At 63.7% G+C, this 21,599-nt stretch carries 14 protein-coding genes; 6 read left to right on the forward strand and 8 right to left on the reverse strand.

Annotated features, from left to right (window positions below):
- Nucleotides 1-20: 20 nt before the first annotated feature.
- Nucleotides 21-971, forward strand: a complete 951-nt coding sequence (locus GSQ76_RS22370) for a hypothetical protein (protein WP_158746329.1) — start codon at nucleotides 21-23, stop codon at nucleotides 969-971.
- 84 nt (nucleotides 972-1,055) lie between these two features.
- Here GSQ76_RS22370 and GSQ76_RS22375 read toward each other — a convergent pair whose 3' ends face one another.
- The 7 genes from GSQ76_RS22375 to GSQ76_RS22405 all read right to left on the reverse strand — a co-directional run bounded on the left by GSQ76_RS22375 (nucleotide 1,056) and on the right by GSQ76_RS22405 (nucleotide 17,000).
- Complete coding sequence (locus tag GSQ76_RS22375; RefSeq protein WP_158746330.1) at nucleotides 1,056-2,900, reverse strand: TRAP transporter large permease subunit; 1,845 nt, start codon at nucleotides 2,898-2,900, stop codon at nucleotides 1,056-1,058.
- Between the two features lie 4 nt (nucleotides 2,901-2,904).
- A complete protein-coding gene (locus tag GSQ76_RS22380; protein WP_158746331.1) occupies nucleotides 2,905-3,930 on the reverse strand; it encodes a TRAP transporter substrate-binding protein in 1,026 nt (341 codons plus the stop codon).
- Nucleotides 3,931-4,128: 198 nt separating this feature from the next.
- Nucleotides 4,129-4,914: an SDR family oxidoreductase gene (locus GSQ76_RS22385; protein WP_254070580.1), complete on the reverse strand. Its 786-nt coding sequence runs from the start codon at nucleotides 4,912-4,914 to the stop codon at nucleotides 4,129-4,131.
- A gap of 3 nt (nucleotides 4,915-4,917) precedes the next feature.
- On the reverse strand, nucleotides 4,918-6,303 hold the full coding sequence (locus tag GSQ76_RS22390; RefSeq protein ID WP_158746332.1) for an aminotransferase class I/II-fold pyridoxal phosphate-dependent enzyme: 1,386 nt from the start codon (nucleotides 6,301-6,303) through the stop codon (nucleotides 4,918-4,920).
- Nucleotides 6,300-13,703, reverse strand: a complete 7,404-nt coding sequence (locus tag GSQ76_RS22395) for a type I polyketide synthase (protein ID WP_158746333.1) — start codon at nucleotides 13,701-13,703, stop codon at nucleotides 6,300-6,302. Before GSQ76_RS22395 ends, GSQ76_RS22390 begins: the two co-directional genes overlap by 4 nt.
- Nucleotides 13,704-14,297: 594 nt before the next feature.
- On the reverse strand, nucleotides 14,298-15,650 hold the full coding sequence (hflX, locus tag GSQ76_RS22400) for a GTPase HflX (protein WP_158746334.1): 1,353 nt from the start codon (nucleotides 15,648-15,650) through the stop codon (nucleotides 14,298-14,300).
- A gap of 414 nt (nucleotides 15,651-16,064) precedes the next feature.
- Nucleotides 16,065-17,000 (reverse strand): replication protein RepA, encoded by a 936-nt coding sequence (locus tag GSQ76_RS22405; RefSeq protein WP_335904928.1) that lies wholly within the window; start codon nucleotides 16,998-17,000, stop codon nucleotides 16,065-16,067.
- Nucleotides 17,001-17,355: 355 nt separating this feature from the next.
- Between GSQ76_RS22405 and GSQ76_RS22410 the strand changes: the two genes are divergently transcribed.
- The 5 genes from GSQ76_RS22410 to GSQ76_RS22430 all read left to right on the forward strand — a co-directional run bounded on the left by GSQ76_RS22410 (nucleotide 17,356) and on the right by GSQ76_RS22430 (nucleotide 21,292).
- Nucleotides 17,356-18,459 (forward strand): AAA family ATPase, encoded by a 1,104-nt coding sequence (locus tag GSQ76_RS22410; protein ID WP_158746391.1) that lies wholly within the window; start codon nucleotides 17,356-17,358, stop codon nucleotides 18,457-18,459.
- A complete protein-coding gene (locus tag GSQ76_RS22415) occupies nucleotides 18,446-19,324 on the forward strand; it encodes a ParB/RepB/Spo0J family partition protein (protein ID WP_158746336.1) in 879 nt (292 codons plus the stop codon). Before GSQ76_RS22410 ends, GSQ76_RS22415 begins: the two co-directional genes overlap by 14 nt.
- A 712-nt stretch (nucleotides 19,325-20,036) precedes the next feature.
- The gene (locus GSQ76_RS22420) at nucleotides 20,037-20,453 is read left to right on the forward strand and encodes a periplasmic heavy metal sensor (RefSeq protein ID WP_256367015.1); all 417 of its coding nucleotides are present in this window, start codon (nucleotides 20,037-20,039) and stop codon (nucleotides 20,451-20,453) included.
- A gap of 119 nt (nucleotides 20,454-20,572) precedes the next feature.
- Nucleotides 20,573-21,040: a carboxymuconolactone decarboxylase family protein gene (locus GSQ76_RS22425; protein WP_254070575.1), complete on the forward strand. Its 468-nt coding sequence runs from the start codon at nucleotides 20,573-20,575 to the stop codon at nucleotides 21,038-21,040.
- A 42-nt stretch (nucleotides 21,041-21,082) separates the two neighbouring features.
- Nucleotides 21,083-21,292: a hypothetical protein gene (locus GSQ76_RS22430; protein WP_158746338.1), complete on the forward strand. Its 210-nt coding sequence runs from the start codon at nucleotides 21,083-21,085 to the stop codon at nucleotides 21,290-21,292.
- A 95-nt stretch (nucleotides 21,293-21,387) separates the two neighbouring features.
- Here GSQ76_RS22430 and GSQ76_RS22435 read toward each other — a convergent pair.
- Nucleotides 21,388-21,599, reverse strand: a 212-nt coding sequence (locus GSQ76_RS22435; RefSeq protein ID WP_216851223.1) for a hypothetical protein, incomplete at its 5' end; no start/stop codon positions are given.

Genomic DNA, 21,599 nt, shown 5'->3' on the forward strand with positions numbered 1-21,599 from the left:
TGGATAATTGGGGAGCTAACATGCCGGCTAAACAATTCGAGGGTAATCCCTACGGGTTTGCATCCATCTACGCCTATGACGACAACGGCCCCGTTGGTGTCGCTATTCACGGCTATGACAATAACGTGGGCGCTACTGGATCCGCTGTGGACGTTTATGGCGGTGATGGCTTCAGCACGGTCAATATCGGCTTGAACAACACGCTCAACATCGTGCTTGGCGGCTATGGGAATACTGTTAGTGCGCCCATTACTGCGGATGCTTCCATTCAAACAGGCACTGGTGGTGCGAACGTATACGCGAACGTCAGCGACGGGTATCTCATCGCAACGGGCGGCTACCTCAACACCATTACGGAAACCGGCGGCGCGGGCAGCATCTATGCTGGCGACGGGTCGGCGGTGGTGTCCGTTGCTGGCGGTAGCGGCAGCGTCTACGCGTCGGGCTACAACAACGTGGTCAACGTGGGCGCCGGTGCCTACGACGTTCACGCGGGCGCCACAGCGGTCATCAACACCACCACGGTTGGTGGATCGACGTTGACGGCGGAGGGGTATGGCAACCAGTTCAACCTGAACGGATCGGGATTGAACGTCGCTGGACCGTATGACGTGGTCAACGCTGGCGCTGGCACGGACACTGTATCGCTTTCTGGCGGCAGCGCCGGGATCAACCTGGCTGGCTGGGGGAACACGGTCAACCTGTCCAACGCATACGCCATCATCACCGATGGCGCTGGTTCCACCGTGTTCAACCTCGGCGACAACTCCATCGTCGGCATTCAAGGCTTCCAATCGAGCGACCAGATCGTCTTCAAGGCGGGCGGCGGCATCAATACTGCGCAGGATGCCCTGTCGCATGCCACGACGATCGCGACCGGGGTCGAAATCGACTTTGGTGGCGGCACAACGCTGCAGATCGCCGGTATTTCGCCCACGGACCTGACCGCGGCCAACTTCAAGGCCGTCTGACCCAGCCTTTGCTCCTGCTTTGGATAGACGCCAAAGCAGGAGCAACAGAGCGGCATAAACCTAGAAGCTTCCCGGCAGCCGCGGCTACGACACGCCGAGCCAGCGTGGCAAGGCCAGGGTGATGGCGGGGATGAAGGCGATCAGCAATAGCGCGACCGCGAGGACCGCCAGGTATTTGAGGATGGGCCGGGTGACGCTCTCCATCGAGACGCGGCCGACGGCGCAGGCGGTATACAGCCCGACGCCCAGCGGTGGGGCGAACAAACCAATTCCCATCGCGATGATGAGCACGATACCGAAATGCAACGGATGGATGCCGAGTTTCTGCGCGGCCGGGAACAGCAGCGGGCCGAACAGGATCAGCGCCGGCGCGCCCTCCAGAACGGAGCCCATGACAATGAGCATGACGATCGCAATGAGCATGAACAGCCACGGCCCGGCGCTGGCGCCGACCCCGGCCAGCGCTGCCGCCATGTTCTGCGGAATGAGGTTGACCGTCAGCAGATAGCTCAGCATTTCCGCGGACGCGATAATGAACAGGATCATGCCCGAGAGCGAGGCCGAACGGACCAGGAAGTCGGTGAATGAGCGTAGGCTCATCTCGCGAAAGGCCAAGCCACCCACCACGAGCGCGTACAGCACGGCGACGGAGGAGACCTCGGTCGGCGTGGCAATGCCGCCCACGATCCCGCCCACGATGATGAGGACGAGCAGGAAGGCCGTCAACGCGCCAGCGGAGATACGCATCACGTCTGCGGCGCTGCGGCGCGGGGCGGCGGGGCGGGGCGCACGTCGCGTCGTGAGCACGGCCACCAGGATCAGCACGGCTGCCATGACCGCCGCCGGCAGCAGCCCGGCAATAAAAAGGCCGCCGATCGAAACATTCGCGACGTAGCCCAAGATGATCATGTTGATGCAGGGCGGAATCGTTTCGCCCATCACGGCGGAGGCAGCAAGCAAAGCCACGCCGTCCCGCTCGTCATAACCGGTGCGGCGCATGGCGGGCAGCATGATGGAACCAATGGCGGCCACATCGGCACTCTTGGAACCGGAGATGCCGGAGAACACCGCCATCGCAACGACCATCACCACGCTGAGGCCACCGCGGACCCGACCGCACAGCAGGTCCAGGAACGCAACCAGCCGCACGGACATCCCGTTCACGCTCATCACCAGCCCGGCGAGCACGAAGAATGGGATGGACAGCAGCACGAAGTTGCCGACGCCAGCCTGCATCTGCTGCGAGAACTGCACGACGGGCAGCACGCCGGTGATGGCAATATAGATCAGGCTGCCCGCGGCCAGTGCAAAGGCCACGGGCACCGCTGCGGCAAGGCAGGCGGCGTCGACCACCAGCATCGCCCATAGGCCCGCGCCGGGTGCAGCCGGCGTGAACTCACCCCACAGCATGGCGAGCACGGCCGTCCCTCCGACGGCCGCACCCGAGAGCAGGACCGCGCCGGGCGGTACGCGGGTAAGGTGGAATAGGGCGAATACCGTCATAGCGGCGGCGCCTAGCAGCACCGGCCAGTAATCGATGCTCGCCGGCAGCAGGCCGCTCACCGTGGTTTGCCCGGCGACGCTGTCCAGTAGCGGGATCGCGGCCCAGGCGAGGCAGGCCGAGACGGCAAACACGACCCAGGCGGCGAACCCGTCCGCCCGCGGCCCCCAACGCGGGCCCAGCCGGGTGCGCAGAACGCGGATGCCGAGGTGCTCGCTACGCTGAAGCGTCAGCGCAGCGCCCAGGAAGGTGGTGGCGATGAGGACGGCCAGCGCCACCTCGTCGCTCCATTCCAGCGGATCGCCCAGCGCGTATCGCCAGACCACGCCGGCGAAGACGACGCAGACGCCGCCCAGCAGGATCAGCGCGCAAGCGGCACCGACGACGATCGCCAACAGGCGCTCGGCGGCGGCCAGGAGAGAGCGCAAGGTGCTAGGCCTTCAGGATCGCCTCGACGACGGGCTTGGTGTCCGGGTGCTGGTCGGTGAAGCTGGTCCATAGCGGCTTGACCGCGGCCGCGAGCGCGGCGCGGTCGATCGTGTGGACCTGCACACCGCTCTGCTTCAGCGTCTCCAGTGCGGCGGCCGCGGCGCTGGTGGCCCTGCCGCGCTGGCCCTTGATGGCGGTGGCGGCGGCGTCCCGCACGGCCTGCTGCTGCGTGGCGCTCAGCCGGCCGAGCGCAAGCGTGGAGACGATGGGGGTGACCGGGTCGTAGATGTGCTCGGTAAGGGCGAGGTTCTTGGCGACTTCGAAGAATTTGAATTGCAGGATGGTCGGCGGATCGTGCTCCAGCCCATCCACTACGCCGGTCTGTAAGGAGGTGTAGATCTCGCCAAAGCTCATCGGCACGGGTGCGGCGCCGAGCAGGCGGAAGGTCTGCACGAAGGTCGGGGACGGCAGCACGCGCAGTTTGAGGCCTTTGAGGTCGGCCGGGGTGGCGACGACCTTCTTGGACAGGACGTTGCGGCCGCCGAAGTTGAAGCCCCAGCCGAGAATCTCGGCCTTCGTCTTGTGCTTGAAGATATCTTCGAGCTGACGACCGGCGCTGCCATCCATGACGGCGCCCTGTTGTTCCATCGAGCTGAACAGGAAACCCAGCGTCATGACACCGAGCTCGGGGACGATGGGCGTCCAGTCCGACCCGGTGAGCATCATGTCGAGCGTGCCGAAGTTGATCTGGGTCGTATACTTGTCTTCCGGGCCAAGCTGACTGTCACCGTAGAACACGGCCCCGATCTCGCCGCCGGTTTTGGCAGCAAGCTCGGTGACGAACTTGTCGAAGAACACGCCGTGCGCATTTTCCTCATGCGTCGCCTGGGAGGAGCCGACCTTGAGAGTGGCGGTCTTGCCTTGTTGGCCGCGAATGGCACTGCTCGGCTGCGCGCGGACGCCGGCGGCAAAGGCGGCTGTAGAGGCCAGGGTGGCGCGTAATAGGGTGCGACGCGGGATGGTTGGCATGGACGTCCTCGCTATTTGGCGGGGTTATTGTTGCGCCGTGGCGGCGGGTAGCACGTGAGACTGGCCGGAATTTGCCACCGTGTCCATGGAGCGGTGGCTGGTTGGTCGAGCCACCCCCCAGAGCGTGCAGCCGACCAATTGACACGCTATCCCCCGCTGCCCTGCCCGGCTTCGGTCAGACGGTTGCGACGGAGCCTTCTACGTCGGCGGCCGAACGTGGAAACGAATGCCGCTGGTGGCCAATCGGTTGATGGCCTCCGGGATGAACGGGCTGATTTTCGCGAGCCAGAACAATGATCGGGGAAAGCCGATCACGGCCCGGTTTTGCGCGATCCCGGCTGCAATCAGCCGTGCGGCCGCCTCGGCGCTGATCTTGCCGGGCTGCTTGCCGATATGGCTGTCGGTCATCGCGCTGGTTACGTAGCCGGGGCATATCACGGAGACGCCGAGTTTCGTGTCGACCAATGCGGCCCGCAAGGCCAGCCCGTAGGCCAGCAGACCGGCCTTGCTGGCGCTGTAGGCCGGCGCGTCTGACACCGGCGACAAGGCGGCCAGTGAGCTGACCAGGGCGATCTGCCCGCGGTTTCGCTGGCGCATGGGCGCCAGGACGGCATGCAGGGTGTCCAGCGCGCCCAGAAGATTGATCTCGATCACCCGCCGTGCTGCATCGGCGTCTTCGATCGACCCGTCGGCGCGGCGGCCGTCGAGCACGCCGGCGTTGGCAATCAAGAGGTCAATCGGAGTCCGGGCGTCGAACTCGGTGAGGCTCGCCGTCAGCGCGTCCCGATCCCGCAGGTCGACCGATTGCGCCTGCACCACCGCCCCGGCGTTCCGCGCCCGGTCGGCCACGGCGGCAAGCCGTGCGGGATCGCGTCCCCACAGGCCCAGCATGACGCCGGGTGCGGCGTAACATCGCGCAAGCGCCGCGCCGATGCCGCTGGAGGCGCCGGTTATGGCGATGGACGCAAACTGATGCTTGCCCACCAACTAGGCTTTGATCTTTGCCAGCATCAGCTTGGCCATTGTGCCTAGCGAATTGCCCTCGCGCTCCAACTGCGACAACTCCTCACGCGTGGCATCGACGGCGCCGTCGATATCCTCGTCGGTGTGGTCGGCGGAGATGAAGAATCGCAGCCGGGCCGATTGCTCCGGCACACCTGGCGGGATGATGGGGAAAGCGTTGTAGCCGCGCTTCAACAGCCGGTCGGCCAGCATGATGGTGCGCAGCGAGTCACCGAGAATGACCGGAATCACGGCGTAGCCCCAGCTGGATCCGACATCCAGCCGGGCCTCCCTCGCCTTGCGCAGGAAGCGCTGGCCGTTCGCCTGCAAGCGCTCCACCCGCTGCGGCTCCCGCTGCATCAGCCGGATGGCCGTCAGCGCGGCGATCGTCGACGGTGCGGGCAGACCGACGCTGTAGACCATGCCGGGTGCGGTCAGCTTCAGATAGTCGACGAGGGCGCGGCTGCCGGCGACGTAGCCGCCGCAACTCACCAAGCTCTTGGACAGGGTGCCCAGCCAGATATCGACCCGCTTCGGATCGACGTCGGCCATCTCGAAAATTCCCTTGCCGGTTTTGCCGAGGATCCCCAGCGCATGGGCGTCATCGACCATCAGCCAGCAATCGTGCCGCTCCTTGATCTCGACCAGGCGGGGCAGATCCGGACCGTCGCCATCCATGGAGTACAGCCCCTCCGACACGATCAACACACGATCGAACCGGTCGCGGGTGGCGGCGAGGATATCAGCCAGGGCGGCCATGTCGTTGTGCGGGAATGACCGCCGGGTCGCGCCGCATAATTGAGCGCCGATCACGACGCAATTATGGATCAGCACGTCATGCAGGATGAGGTCCTTGGGGCCCAGGAGCGCGGCGATGGTCGATACCGCAGTGGCATGGCCACTGACGAACACCAACGATGCCTCCGCCTGATAGATCCCGGCGAGCGCGCTTTCCAATTCGCGGTGAAACCCTCGCTCCCCGGCGGTAATCCGGCTGGCGGATACGCTGGTGCCCCAGGCGGCGACGCCCGCGGTAACGGCGCTGGCGATCTCTGGATGGCCGTTGAGGCCCAGATAGTCGTAGGACGCGAAGTTCACCACGGGCTTGCCATCGATGACACTGCGCGCGCCGGCCTGCGCATCGTGTTGGCGATAGAATGGGGATTTGACACCCAGCGCATCGCCCAGGGCGCGCTGCGTCTGCAGGAACTGATAACCCGGCAGGCTCTCGAACGACATGTCACGCCGGGTGGTTTGCCTGGATCCGGCCTCGTGCACCGGCTTCTCGCTGGCCGGCGCCTTGCGCATCGTATCCAGCAACGCGGCCTTGAGGCCGCGCGTCAGCCGGCCGCCGGACAGTTCGGTTGTCATAGCAGCGCCAGCACCGCGCCGGGCTCCCGCATTGCGTCGGTCAGCGCGATCAGGTCGCTCAGGCCGTCCGCACCCGATCCGTGGCGTTGCGCCAGTCGTGCCCCGGTGTCCTCGCCGGGTAGGTCACGCGACTCCGATCGAACGGCCGCGACCAGGCGGGTCGCCAGGTCGTTCACGCTGACGCCGGCGCTGATGGCGACCACCGGCAACTCCACGCCGACGCGCTTTTCGATGCCCATACGCAGATCCAGGCTCATCATGGAATCCATTCCCAATTCGTCGAGCGGCCGCGCGATTTCGATCTCTTCGGTCGGCAGCCGGAAAATGCGCGCTACTTCGGACGCCACCAGGGCGGCCACGAAGGCCCGTGCCTCCCCGTCGCTTTTGCCGGCGATCTGCGTCGCGAGGTCGATATCGGCTGGGCCGTTCAGCCCTGCCGCACTGGCGAAGAGATCGGCGAAGGCCGGCGTTTTCAGCAGGCTGAGCCCCTGAAGCGCCGCACCTGGCCGGAACATGGCGCAATATACCGTCGACGGCATGGCGTCGGGTTGTGACAGCAAGCCGTCCAGGTAGGAAAGGGCCTGTCGGGACTGCATGGCGACGATGCCGCTCATTCGCTCCAGCTTGGCCGCGACGTCCAGATCCCGCGCCAGGACGCCCACATCCGCGATGGCGCCCCATCCCACGGCAAGCCCGGGTAAACCCGCCACCCGGCGGCGGCGCATCAGCCCCTGCAGATAGCCGTTGGCAGCGACATAGGCCGCCTGGCCTGGGTTGCCGACCATGGTCGTGGCGGATGAGAAGGCCACGAAGTAGTCGAGCGGCAGGCTGCGTGTGGCGGCGTCCAGGTTGGCCGCACCGTCGATCTTCGGCGCCAACACCGCCCGCGTCCGCCCCGGCTGCAACCCGGCGATCAAGCCGTCATCGAGCACCATCGCCGTGTGGATGACCCCGGCCAACCGGCCATGATCGCGGACCAGGCGGTTGGTCAACGCCAGGACGGCGGCGGCATCCGTGACGTCCAGCGTCTCGACCAGCAGCACGGCGCCGGTGGCACGGATCGCAGCGGCGCGCGCCTCCAGATGCGGTTCGATCACCCCACGGCGGGAGGCGATGACGATGGTGGCGGCGCCACGTTCGGCCAGCCAGGACGCTGCCTCGAACCCGAAACCGCCAGCGCCGCCGACTATCAAGTGGGCCCCCGGCTGGGGGTGGAAGGATTTCGGGGCAATGGCCGTGGCAACCGGGTGTGCTGCCGGCCTGACGATCAGCTTGCCGATATGGGCGGCCGATTGCATCACCTGGAACGCGGTTTTGACCTGGTACCATTCGAACACACGGTGCGGCAAGGAGAAGAACGCGCCGGTGCTGAAGTGCTGCACCAGTTCACCCATCATCCGATTGGCCAGTGGCAAGTTCGCCGCCAGCAACTGGTCGAGGTCGACGCCGAAATAGCTGAGGTTGCGCCGGAATGGGCGCAGACCCATCGCCGTGTTCAGGACGTAGTCCCGCTTGCCCAACTCCACGAACCGCCCAAACGGCTTGAGGCACTTGATGCTGGCATGCATCGCATCGCCGGCCAGGGAGTTCAGCACGACGTCGACGCCGCCAATCTCCGCCCGGATCTCGTCGAGGAAGGCCGTGCTGCGGGAGTTGTAGATACGCTCCGCCCCCATTGATTGCACCAGCGCCCGCTTGTCCGGGGAACCGACCGTGGCGGCGATGCGGGCGCCGCGCATCCGGGCGATCTGGATCGCGGCCAGGCCGACGCCGCCTGCTGCGCCATGGATCAGCACCCATTCGCCGGGCTGGATCTGCGCCATATGCACCAGCGAGTACCAGGCGGTGAGGAATGCGACGGGAATGGTCGCCGCTTCTTCGATCGAAATGCCGTCGGGAATGGCGGTGAACACCCGCGCATCGGCGGTGCTATGGCTGGCGAAGCTTTCCCGGCCGAAGCCCATCACGGCATCGCCGGGCTGCAGGTGGGTGATATCGGTTCCGACCCGCAGCACTCGTCCGGCGCATTCGAAGCCGAACACGGCACCGGCCAGTCCGTCATCCAATACGTCGTCGTCAAGCAAGCCGTTCGAGAGCATCACATCGCGGAAATTGAGCCCCGATGCGGCGATCTCAATCTCGATTTCGGTCGGACCGGGCGCCCGGCGAGCGGTTTCGACCCAATCGAAATTGGCTGTCGCACCCTTTGACGTCAGCTTTAGGCAAACGGCCGGAACCGTGGCGGGTTGGCCGGGGCGAGGCAGGCCAGCGACCATGCGCGTCGCTGCAACGCCGGCGGCATCGATCAGCAACTCCGCCTCTGCGCTGGGTGATGCCATCAGGTCCGCAAGGCGCCGTTCGGCCAATTGCGGCTCCAACCCTGGCGCGGTGTCGACGAGTTTGAATTCGACCGACGCGTACTCGTTCATCGCGACCCGGCCGACACACCAGACCGCCTCGGCGACGGGATCGATCATGTCTGCCTGCAATCCCCGCACGACGATCCACAGGCGGCATCGCCCCGCCTGGACCACCTGCAGGATCATCGCTAGATCCGCGATCGCGATATCGGTGTCGATGCAGGACGCCGAGTAGACGATGTCGACCCGCTCGCCATCCGCCAGTGAGGCAACCATGCCGGGCCATGCCAGCGCGAGGTCTGCCGGATGCTCCACGACACGGCCGTCCGCGCGTAGGATCTGCATAAGACCCGGCATATCCTGCAGCAACAGCACCGGTGCGGCGGCTGATGCCTGGGCGGCAAGCGGCGCGTCGGGCGTCGCGAGCAGGATGCTGCCCAATCGGTCATCCAAATCCTGGCTGTGAATCGCGCCGAAGCCCGACGCCACGACCAGGCGGCTGCAATCTTGTGCCGCCGTCACGCGGCCGATGGGATTATCCGGGCCGAACGAGTGGGCGAACCATTCCCCCTGCGTGCCAAGTAGCAGGTCGAAAATAGGATTATCCGGTGGTTGCAGAATACACAGCACGCCGTTCGGCGCGAGGCGGCGCCCGATTGCCCGGCCGAGCGCAGGGTTGCCATCAAAGAGCGGGCCGAAGGCCATGCCTAAGCCCAAATCGAACGCCGGGCCGCGGGCGGTATCGGAGTCGGCATCGGCATCGACGGCGCGGAACTCGACCCCATCCGTGACGCCATAGCGGGCGGCGCTGTGGTCCAGGCGCTTGGCGTCGACGCCGAGGACCGTGATGGTAACCCAGCCCTGCCGCAGCAGCGGCGCGAGGCTCTGCAGGATGCCGAAGCAATACGGTTCCGCCACCAACACCCGCAAGGGTTCCGGCGCGATACGGTTCCGCAGCGCCTCGCACAGGGCAACCGCCGCCCGCAGGACGGGCGCGAACAGGATCGAACCGCTCTCGAATTGCTCCTGGATTGCCAGACGGATTTGCACGCCCTGCCCGGTGGTGAGTGCCCGATCCAATCCGGACAAAGCCTGGGCAGCCAGGACGATCTCCGGCGTGGCGCTGGCGTATTCCGCGGTAAAGGTCTGCAGGATATCCCCGGGTTCGGGCAGGCCGCTCTCGGCCTCGAGCACCCAGCCAGCGTCGGTCTGCGCTGCCAACCCGGCCCGCTGTAATTGCTGAAGGAGCGCAGTGAGCAACGGCAGGGATGTGCCCGCCACCGCGCCACCAGCGGCCAGGTCGGCCGGGCGGGCTGGCGCCGTGCCGAACAGGGTGTGCAGGCAGCGAAACGCCAACGAGCGTGCAAACGCCTCGAGAATGAGCCAGGATTCCGGTTGGGTTGCGGCGGCCGCCTGGTCGAGGCTCGCCATCGCCACGGCGCGGGCGCCCTCCCCCATGTCGGTGCGCGACAGCCGTATCTGGGATTGGTGGAAAAACACGTTCGTCTCGTTGCGTCGGTCGAGCACGACCGCCCGGAACAGACCGCCCGACAATCCGGCGATGAAACCGCCAGCCGCATCGTACAACGTGACCGATAGCGAGATCGACTGGGAGGTCTCACGATCGACGACGACGCGGGCGCGGGCTGGTACGGCATGATCCTGATCGACCCGCAAACTGGCAAACCGCACCGGCAAGAAGGCGTAGCGTTCCTTGTCCCGCTGCTTCATGTTCTCGAACAGGGCGTGAAACGCGGCGTCCAGTGCGATCGGATGCAGGATCTGCCGACGGCCCGACAGTCCGGCGGCTTCCTCGAACGGCGAAAGCTCAACCTCCAGCAGCATTTCGCCCCGCTGGGCAGACACGACCCGGCGAAATAGCGGGCCGTAGTTTAAGCCTATTCTGGCGGCACTGTCGTAGACCTGTTCGGCGGTCAACGCCTTCGACAAGCTGGCCTTGGGTATGAAGGCTGGCACTGGCGAGGCGATCTGCGTGATACGCCCCCGCGCGTGCAGGGTCCATTCATTGGCAGCCAGGCGTGGGCGGCTCCACACCTCCACAACCTGGGTGTCGCCGTTCAGGCGCACGGAGATTTCCCGCATCGACTCCGGCTGCAGCGGCAACCACTGCAATAGGTCGAAATCTTCCAGCCCGATCGGGCCATGCGGATATGTTTCTCGCGCGACGGCCAACGCCATCTCGGCGAAGGCCGTGCCGGGCACCACGATCTCGTCATCGATGCGGTGGTCGGCCAAATACGGCACGACGGTCGCATCTATGAGGTTGCGCCATTCCGGAGTACCCGATTGCAGCCGCGCCCCGATCAGCGGATGGCGCGGGGCGCTGCCGAACAGATCCAACGCCTCGCTCGTCTGTGGCTGCAGGAAGGATTTGCGTTGCCATGGGTAGGGCGGTAGTTCGACGCGGCTCGCCGGGCGGCTGCCGAAGACGCGGTCGACGTTCAGCCGGCATCCCAGAACGGCTGCCCGCGCCGCGATCATCGGCAGCGGATCGCCCGGTATGTCTTTTTCCGAGAGGCTGGGAATGACCAGTCCATCGAGCCCCGCCTCGCGCAGCGTGTCGGCGATGTTGCTGTTCAGGATCGGTCGCGGACCGATTTCGATGAACACGGTCGCTCCCTGGCGCGCCGCGACCTCGATGACGTCGCGGAAGCGCACGGGTTCGCGCACATTGCGCCACCAGTAAAGACTATCCAGCGCATCACCAGCGATCGGGCCGCCAGTGACGGTGGAGACGAAAGGAATTTCACTTGGCTGGACCGCGACTTTGTCCAGCGAGTCCAGCAACGGTTGACGCAGGGTTTCCAGCAACTCGGAGTGGAACGGATAGGCCAGATCAAGCACGCGAACTGCGATCCGTTGTTGGCGCGCCACCCGTGAGAAGGCGTGAATGGCGTCCGTGGGGCCGGAGATCGTCACCGCACCGGGGCTGTTGATCGCTGCGACTTCCAACCCGGCCAGGCCGTTGTCGAGAATGAACGCCGCCGCGGCGTCGTGCGAAAGGTTGGCGGCTGCCATGCCGCCGAGCCCGTGCGCCGTCTCCTGCTGCTCGCTGCGATGGAAGATGACCCGCACCGCCTCCGCCAGGCTCAGCGCACCCGACGCCTCCGCCGCGGCGACTTCGCCAACGCTATGGCCCAGCACCATGCTCGGCCGCAGTCCGCGTTCCGCCAGGCTCGCCGTTAGCGCCGATTGGACCGCGAACAGCAGGGGCTGCGCGATCCGGGTTTGCTTCAGCAGGTCGGCCAGGCCAGGGTCCTGCAGCGCCTCGACCAGCGACCAATCCGCGAGTTGGCCAAACAGCGCGTCGACGGCTTGGATGTGGCGACGGAACGCTTCGTTCCGCTGGAAGGCGATCCGGCCCATCCCGGCCCATTGCGACCCGTTGCCAGAATAGACGAAGCACAGTTTTGGAGCGGCGGAGGGCGCCAGGCCCACCACGCCGCCGGCGAGGCTGCCCGTTTCCGCAAATCCGCGCAGGGATGCGGCGATGGCGGAGGTATCCCCCAGCGGCAAGGCGAGACGATGCCCGGCCAAGTCGCGCTGCCATGCCACGGCGGATGCGAGTTGGCCAGCATCGCGACCGGCCTCCATCAACCCCGCATAGGCGCGCGCCGTCTCGCCCAATGCTGCCTTCGAATGCGCGGATACCATGAACAACTCGGGCGTGCGTCCCGTCCGGCCGTTCTCCCGCGGCTGCGGCAGTTCGGACGGCATTGGCTGGCGGATCACGACATGGGCGTTGGTGCCGCCGAATCCGAACGAGGAGATGCCGGCCAGCCAGGTGCCGGTGGGCGGCAGCGCCACGGCCTCGGTCGCGAGGCTCAGGTTCAGATCGGCGAAGTCGATCGCCGGGTTGACCGAACCGAGATGCAGCGAGGCCGGCAGAACGCGATGCTCAAGCGCCAGGACCGCCTTGAACAAGCCAGCCAGTCCGGAGGCCGGCTCCAAATGGCCAATATTGGACTTTACCGATCCGATAGGCAGCGGGGTGTTGCGGCGTTGGCCCAGTGCCTGACCGATGGCGGTGGCCTCCGCCGGGTCGCCGACGCGGGTACCGGTGCCATGCGCCTCGACGAAAGCCAGCCGGTTTGGGTCGATCCCATCCTGCCCGTAAAGCTGGTCCAGCAGACCGCGCTGGCCCTCGATCGCGGGAAGGGAAATGCCGTTGGTGCGGCCGTCGGAGTTGACCCCGGATGCCACCGCCATGGCGCGAATGGTGTAGCCCCGCTGTGCGGCAATCTCGGGCCGTGCCAGAAGCATGGCCACCACGCCCTCCCCCCGCACGTAGCCGTCCGCGTCGGCGGAGAACGGGCGGCAGAGCCCGGTCGGTGACAGCATGGAGGCACGGGAGAACCCGATGAACGAGGTGGGGGACAGCAGCAAGTTGACGCCGGCGACAATCGCCATGTCGATCCGGCCGGAAGCGATGGCCGCCTGCGCCTCGGCAAACGCCACCAGCGAGGAAGAGCAGGCCGTGTCGACGGTAAAGCTGGGGCCGCGTAGATCATAGATGTAGGAGATGCGGTTCGACAGGATGGATAGCGTATTCCCTGTCATGAAGTGGCTTTCGATCGCCGCCGCATCGGCAGTGTGCAGATTGCCGTAATCCAGGCTGGAGGCGCCCACGTATACGCCGACATTCGCACCTGCTAGGGCACTTGGCGGGATCCCGGCATCCTCCAGCGCGGCCCACACGATTTCAAGCAGCAGTCGTTGCTGCGGATCCATCTCCGCTGCCTCGCGCGGGGAGATGCCGAACACGGCGGGATCGAACCCATACGGGTCCGCCAGGTAGCCACCGGCGAACGAGTAGCTGAACCCTGGCTCGGAACGGCGGGGATGAAGATATCGTTCGGGCCGCCAGCGACCCTCGGGAAGCGACCCAACGGCACATCGCCCCTCATTCAGAAGCTTCCAGAACGCGGCTTCGTCATGCGCACCAGGTAAACGGCAAGCGGCTCCGATGATCGCGACATTGGCAGCCTCGACCCGCGTCTGGCCGTTCAGGTGTGACATAGAGTGGTCTTGGCTCCGGAATTACATGTTCGCTCTTAACAGAGGCTCAATGCGGTAAAACGGATTGAAGTTCAAGAGCAACGTTAGATGCGACTATATATGAACTATACCGATACAATAAAACCATGTTTCGCGGTTTTTCAGAAAACTTCACGCCGTGGTTTCTCCAATGGTTCTTGGAACACCCAGTATTCCAAATACGGTATGGATTCTTATTTAGGATGTTGTCATTATTATTCTACATAGATTTGATAATAAGTTGGTGGACATTATTTCGTGTCTGCAATCACCTGCCAGTTCGGCGGTATATTGGATCTACAATCATGAGAACAGCCATAGCCGGCACCATGACGCAAATCGACTTCGGACAACTTCCCATCAGGGCACCAATTTGGCATGCGACGTTCATCTTGGCTCATGTCGTGCTACAATGGCGATCATCGCTGGATTGATGGTGCAACGACTGCCGGGATCCCCGAACCTCGTGTGGTGTCAGCCAAACCCACGCGGGATGCTGGACGAATTGCAACAGCCGCCCGAAATGGGAAGTACCGACGGAACACGGATCCAAAGATTGGCCCACAGGCCCGGGTTTCATTGTGCGGCGAGGCTGCGCCGCAGACGGGTGATGGCGCCGGGTAGGCCACGCACCTTGAGGATCCGACCAGTCTCATCATGCTCCTCTGACAAGACGCGGGCGCTTTCATAGACTTCGCCGATCAGCCGTTGTTTCGCGTAGGGCAGCACCAGAACGTCCTCGACCATGGCCGCCTCGAAGAACGCTATGATGGTATCGCGCAACGCGCTCACATCTGCGGGCAGATGGGCGGACAGTAGGATCGCGTCTGGATGCTTCTCCGCCAGGGCGATGCGTTCGGCATCCCCTACCCTGTCGAGCTTGTTGAGCACCAGGCGGGAGGGAACCGCATCGGCTCCGATCTCTCGCAACACGCTGCGGCTTACTTCCAACTGGGCTTCATAGGTCGGATCGGACGCATCGACCACGAACAGCAACAGCGACGCCTCCAGCGCTTCCGCCAAAGTGGAGCGGAATGAGGCCACCAAGTCATGCGGAAGCTGCTTGATGAAACCAACGGTGTCCGAGACGAGCACGCGGGGCCGGGTCTCCGGCTGAAGGGTGCGCACGGTGGTATCCAGAGTGGCGAACAGCTTGTCCTCCACCAGCACCTGGCTGCCAGTAAGGGCCCGCATCAGGGAGGACTTGCCGGCATTGGTGTAGCCGACCAGGGCCACGCGGAGCTGATCCCGGCGGGCGGACCGACGTTGGTCACTATCCCGCTGCACTGCTTCCAGTTGCTCCTTCAGCTCCGACAGCCGGTCGCGGATCTTGCGGCGATCGAGGGCGAGAGCGCTTTCGCCTGCGCCCGGGCCTTGTTGGCGCCCACCACCGGCCGAGGACTCGCGCATTCGCGGTGCCACGTATTTCAGGCGCGCCATTTCTACCTGGAGCTTTGCTTCCCGGGTGTTTGCGTGGCGATGGAAGATCTCCACGATCACGCCCGTGCGATCCAGTACCTGGGCACCGGTGGCCCGTTCCAGGTTGCGGATTTGGCTGGGTGAGAGCTCGTGATCGACGATAACGAACTCCGGCTTGCGAGCGGCGTGTGGATCTTTCTCGGCCGCGTCGGGCGTGTCCGCAGCGTTTTCGAAGCGTTGCCGGGCCTTGGACTTCGGCGGCGGCGCCATCGAGGTGACCACCCCGGTGCCCCCGGTCAGCGCCGCTAGCTCCTCCAGCTTTCCACTGCCAAGCAGTGACCCGGCGCCCGTGCCTTCGCGCTTCTGCGAGACTGTGCCGACGACTTCATAGCCCAGCGTCTTCACCAGGCGCCCGAGTTCCTCAAGGCTCGCCTCGTGTGCCACGTCATCGACATCCGGGGTCTGAATGCCAACGAGGACCGCAAGCGGTATCGGGGGTTTGGTGTCCATGCCAACAGCATTAGCACATAGATGGGTTGGCGCTCGTTAGCCGGCGAGGACGGCCGGGCTCCTGGCCCTCGTCGCTGAACTGCGCCGGTCCTCCAGGGGAAGGAATTCGGCGGGAGATGCAAGGGGTTGTCTTCGAGATACACGCCCCGATAAAGGCCGGGTAACGTGCGGTAGCGTTTCATCCCTCCACTGTCGCAAGAGTCCAGCACACCCCTTCAGTAAAGATCACGTGCGGCATCAACCGTCGCAAGAGTCCAGTAAGGGTGCGGCAAGGACGATATGTCCTGGACAAGTTGGGGCAGGCTTCGCTGAACGCGAGCAGCGATCGCTTGAGCACCATTCCGCGGCAGCCGCCCCGGGCTTTAGCGGCTGAGCTAGACATGGACTCTTGCGACTCGCGCCGCTTATTTGCCGTCAGCCCTGGATTCTTGCGACAGGGATTATCCGGGGCGCGACCGGGGCGCGGGACGGCTTCAGGATCAGTCCCTTCTCGTCGGCCTTCACATCGGCGGCCGGATAGACTGCGGATGCGACGGCAAGGTTTTCTAGAAACCGGATCTTGAAGTGGGCAAGCCGAGCATAGCTCGCCCCAAACTGGCTATACAGCGCATTCCACGAGATTGATTTCGCCGAGGAAAGGACATGCAGCCGGTAGGCCAACCAGCAGTAGATATCTAAGGCTGCCGAGTTATTGGAAATTGCCCGAATAGCAGCTTCTTCCAATGGAACCGGGTGTTTGCGGAGTTGATCGAAGAACGTTTCGGACAACCGGGCGGTTTCGATGAAAAGCGAGCCTTGGGGGCCGGGCGCATCGTCGACGAACATGGCGGTATCGACGATGTTCTGGTTGACCAGGCCCGCCCTGCCCGTCCCCGCCTGGACGTGGAAGGTTAAACGACAGCGGCTCAATCGGTCGGCCTGTTCGCGAACGTCCTTGAAGGATTTGCCCCCGATTGGAATCCCGAGTCGCCCCAGCCAGGCGTGCAGCGACCGCCCAAGTTCGATATCCCGCGATTGCGTGCGCAATGCCTCGGACTGGAGGTAGAGTAGGATCAAGCGAGCCCGGGATCCGTATGGCACCCCGACCCACTCCATCTCCGCGCCTGGCAGGTTACGCCGGCCTGGCTCTACCACCAACGTCACACGCTCGGTGCTGACTTTCCACACCTGCTCGTCGTGGAGGCGTTTATGCGGTAGTGCGGCCTGGCACCAGCCGCTGTAGAGGAAACCAACGCCTGTCTCCTCGTCGGACATGTAGGTAATGGCGGCTTCGATCGCTCGGCGGGCAGATTCGGTTTCGGCTGCTTTCAGCGCACCCTGGCGACCCAGATTTTCGATCAATGTGTGCACGCTGCCCAACGCCCGACTCCTGAAGACCAACGGTCATTTCTACACTGGCCAAGTCCTGTGTTGGGTGCAACTTGGACTCTTGTGATGTAGGTACTAGATAATAATAGAGTCTCTATTAGTATGGTCACAGGAGTCCAGTGGGTGCGCCTGTAACTCGTTGATATTCTGTATAGCACCCATCGCAGCAATCCAGGGTATAATCACAATAGTCCAGTTTTGTCTGTCGTTCGGCGCCTGGGGTCTTGCGACAGCGCATGATAGGTCAGTTCGTCCGGGCTACGAGTCGGTTACAAGAGTCCGCATGCCTGCGACAAACCGGAACTGAAGCAACCATCAACCTTTCATGTTGACGTTGATGGTTGGTTTGAGAGATTCTGACGTCAGAACAGCGAGATTTGGATTCGCAGTGGACGGCACACGATTCCGCGAAATTCGGCGTACGCTTCACATGAGCCAGGCCGACCTCATGACCCGGCTTAACCAGGTTATTGGTCGCAAATATGACAAGCCGAAGCTGAGCCGTTGGGAGAATGGCAAAGAGCCGGTTCCGACCGAGGTCCAAGCCGCGCTAGCCCGTATGTTGGAGGCGAAACCGGCAAACGCCCAGGTGCTGGTGCTGGCCAACCAGAAGGGCGGCGTTGGGAAAACCACGTCGGCGATGAATATCGCCGGGTCCTTGGCGAGGCTGGGTCTTCGTGTGCTGATGATCGATTTGGACCCGCAGGCTACCGTTACCACCGGGCTGTTGGCGAGCGCGGCCGTCGACGCATATCGTCGTGGCCGCACCATGGCCCACGTTATTCTGGGCGACACGGCGCTCGGGGATATCATCATCAAGCAGGGTGAAATTCTTGCAGATGGGCGTGCCGTGCCATTCGATCTCGCCGCCAGCCACATCGAGTTGTCGGAGACCGATGGCAAGCGAGAGCCTGGATTTGACGTCGCCGTACGGGAGGCGCTGGAGCCGGTTCGCGGCGCCTATGACTGGATCGTCATCGATGCACCGCCTAATCTGGGCATGCTGACGTGGATGGCGCTTGCGGCAGCCGAGCTTGTCATCATTCCCGTCCGGACGGAGCCATTTGACACGATGGGTGTCGGTTTGATTCTGGGGACGATCAATAAAGTGCAGCGTAGATTGAACCCTTCGCTTCGCCTGGCGGGCATATTGCCCACCCAGTTTGACCGGCGAAAATCCGTCGATCGAGAGGTGCTGGCGCATCTATCCGGCTCACTCGGCGCCGTGGCACCTTTGCTGAGCCCGGTGCCGAACAGCGCTGTGTTCGGTCACGCAGCGCGAAATGGGCGCCTGGTCGTCGACGTGTCGTCGACATCGGCTGCGGCGGGGGTTTATCGCGAGTTGGCGGTTGCCTTATCGAAGGGCACGGCACTGCCACGTGCCGATCTGCAATCGCTCGTTCAGCAGTTGCAGGAAGAGCCGACCCATGGGCCGCACTAAAAAGACGTCGCCCATCTTGGGTGCCGCGTCCGCGATCATCCAGGATGCGACCGGCTCGTTGGTGGCGCAGACGAGTTCGTTCAACCATACGTTCGAGGTCGCGGTCGACGCAGTGCACGCGGATCCCAACCAAGCGCGAAGGTCGTTCGAAGCGGCCGCTCTGGCTGCTCTGGCCACGACTTTGGCGGCTGAGGGTCAGCTCCAACCGATCCTGGTCAGGCGGAATCCGGAGGCTCGCGGGCAATGGATTATCGTTGCGGGCGAACGACGGTGGCGCGCGGCGAAGCTGTTGGGTTGGAGCAAGTTATTGGCGATTTCCCATGGCGGGGATGCCGAAGTCGCGTCGTTGCTGGAGAATTTGCAGCGCGTGGATTTGTTGCCAATGGAGGAGGCGAGGGGGCTCAAGCGGCTTCTGGTGGAGAAGGGTTGGACGCAGGACCAAGTCGCAACCGCCCTAGGCCGGCCGAAAAGTGACGTGAGCGGGACGCTCAACATCCTGAAGCTGCCAGACCATATTCTTCAGCAGGTTCTGACGTCTGAACCTGCCGTCACGAAGAATGTGCTGGTCGAGATGTCACGTATAACCGATTTGTCCACGTTGGACAAACTTGTTGGTCTTGCCCGTGAGGGAGCACTGACCGTCAAAGCCATTCGCGCAGCGCGCAACGATGCAAGCGCCACGCCCCCGCCGCCGAACCCTGCGCCAACCGTGGATCAGCCGAGCTTGCTCAAGCCAATGTCGAGGGCACTTGCGGCGCTTCACAGTAAATCGGGTCCGTTGTCGGAGGCGGAACAAAGCTTGCTTGCCACACTCCGCGATGCCATTGAAGAGATGTTGGGGGCGTCTGTTGGAGTGTCGAGGTAGAGATCATCTCCGTCTTGGAGAGCAATCGGGCTCCAGCGGATCGATCCTTGATCTGTATGTTAACGACAGGGCAGGGGCATCGCCGTATTTTCTTGACGCAGCCGGGCCATAGGCCACGTCGACCGGGACGTGCGTCGCTAGAGTCCAGCTTGGTCGCTGGCTTTCTTGCCTTGGGGGAGGGGTGTTACTCGGCCTTCTAAGCCCCTGACTAAATTGGTCGGCAGCTCGAGCGGGATTAGTGCCTTATCGCGCGGATATTTAATGCGAAAACGTTTGCAAACGTATTTATCAATAGAATTGCCGTAATGAGACTAGGCCGTTTTTCGCATTACCAGGCTTGATCTAGAACGCCATATTTCCAGATGGCTGGCATCTGGCCTAGCTCTGAATGTATGGTCGCGTGGCGATTATTTGCGGCGTTTTCATTGGGATCGCTGGCCAGACTAGATACAGATCTATCGGGTGAGCCTCGAACGGCAACGGCCGGGCTCAGGATTGACTGATCGCCGGTTGGACCAGGTCCAGGCGCGACGCCGCTCGGGATTGGGAAATTCTGGTGAGGCAAATGAGAGGCGAGCCACCCGGCGCCGCCGGGATTAGCCGGATTGGTGCAAGCTGCTTCCTACCCGTTGCGATCCAAGCCGAACACCCGCGGTGCCTGGTCACCGTCGCGGTAGCTTGCCGGGCGTAGGCGCAAATAGGCCTTGGCCATGTGGCACTGAATTTGTTCCTGCTCGCCTTTGTCGGTGCCCAGACGTGGTGGCTGCACCATCCCTGGACTACTCCAGGGACCTTCGCGGCCAATGATCTGGGGTCCCGGATGCTTGCCGCAGGTTATCTGCGGCAAATCACCAGCACCTTGCCGGAAGCGGATGGGCGATTACTGCGCGAGGCTTATGCCGCGAAGGCGCTCACCTTGATCGCACTCAGCCGACAACTTCGTGCGTCGGCGGAGCAGATCGGCGCAGATATTGGCGCGCGTTCCTTGGGCCTGGATCAGGTCAAGACGGACATGGCAGCCGCGCAAGCAGCCCGGCAGGAAATCGGCCAATCCATACAGGCCATATTGCTCAATGTGCTTCCGGGCCGGCCAATCAAGGCGTCGCGATCTCGGCGGCTATCGGCTTAAGCATCGCACCTGGCGTCTGGTCGGCAATGTTGGCCCACCTTGCGGTCCTTCAGCTAGCGAAATGCGGACTGATGCCGGGCCGGGCAGGGGCGTTCGACACCCCCGGAGTCTGCACCGCGTTGGAACACCGCTTTCAGGTGTTGCATTCCCGTGAAATCATGGTCACGAACCAGGGAGTTGAGCCGATGGCTACTGTAAGGCTGCTGACTGACGCGGAACTGTCCGGCGACGCTGCGGCTGTTTTCGCTGACATCCGTGCTGTGCGCAACGACAGCTATGTAAACGACTTTTGGCGCGCGCTCGCCAACGACCCGGCAACGCTACAGCGCACTTGGAATAGCCTGAAGGCCGTGATGGCAGCAGGGGGAGCGTTGAATCCGAAGGTAAAGGAGATGCTATACTTGGCGGTCTCCATTGCGCAGGGATGCGAGTATTGCATCCATTCCCACACCGCTGCCGCCCGCGGGAAAGGCATGACGAGTGCGGAGCACGGCGAGTTGTTGGGCATCGTGGGTATGGCGGCGCAGACAAACCGGCTGGTGCAGGCGCTCGGCATAGAGCCGGACGTTGCCTTTCGGGTCACGTAGAAGCGGTCAAGCTCGGGTGCGCATCTGACTGATGCAACGCTCGTGGCACTGGCCGGCACGATCACCCTCATGACCAATCACGATAACGCCGGCGTCGGGCAGGGCATTGCGTCGCGTGATGGGGCCTTTACCGTGTTGTCTGCGGGTATGCCGGCTACTCGGCTGACCTTGATGACCATTCAGAACTCCACCAACCCGGTGGGAGCCAGGCTCGTGCCAAGCCAGCCAACAGTGCTCCTGTTCGCGCCGTGATAAGCGACGGCCGTAGGTCACTTTCGCGCATCGGATCAACGGTTGGTCTATGCTGACAACACGGGCCGCCGTCGGCCTGAGACGGCGCCTCTGCGTCAGTGGTTCACGAAGGTTATGAGTGAGCCGCCATGGGTATCGTCGGCGAGTTTGAAGTTTGCGGTGGTGTAGTTTCCGGTGAAGTTGATGGTTGCCGTGTTGGTGCCGTCGGTGGCGGTGAGGGCGCCGGCGGTGGTGGTGCCCGAGTAGGCGAGCGGCGTGGCGATGGCGAAGTTGAGGTTGGTGATGTCGATCACGTCGCTGCCACCGA

Origin of the sequence: Acidisphaera sp. L21 (genome assembly GCF_009765685.1) — a bacterium.
In the GTDB taxonomy this organism is placed as follows: Bacteria; Pseudomonadota; Alphaproteobacteria; order Acetobacterales; family Acetobacteraceae; genus LMUY01.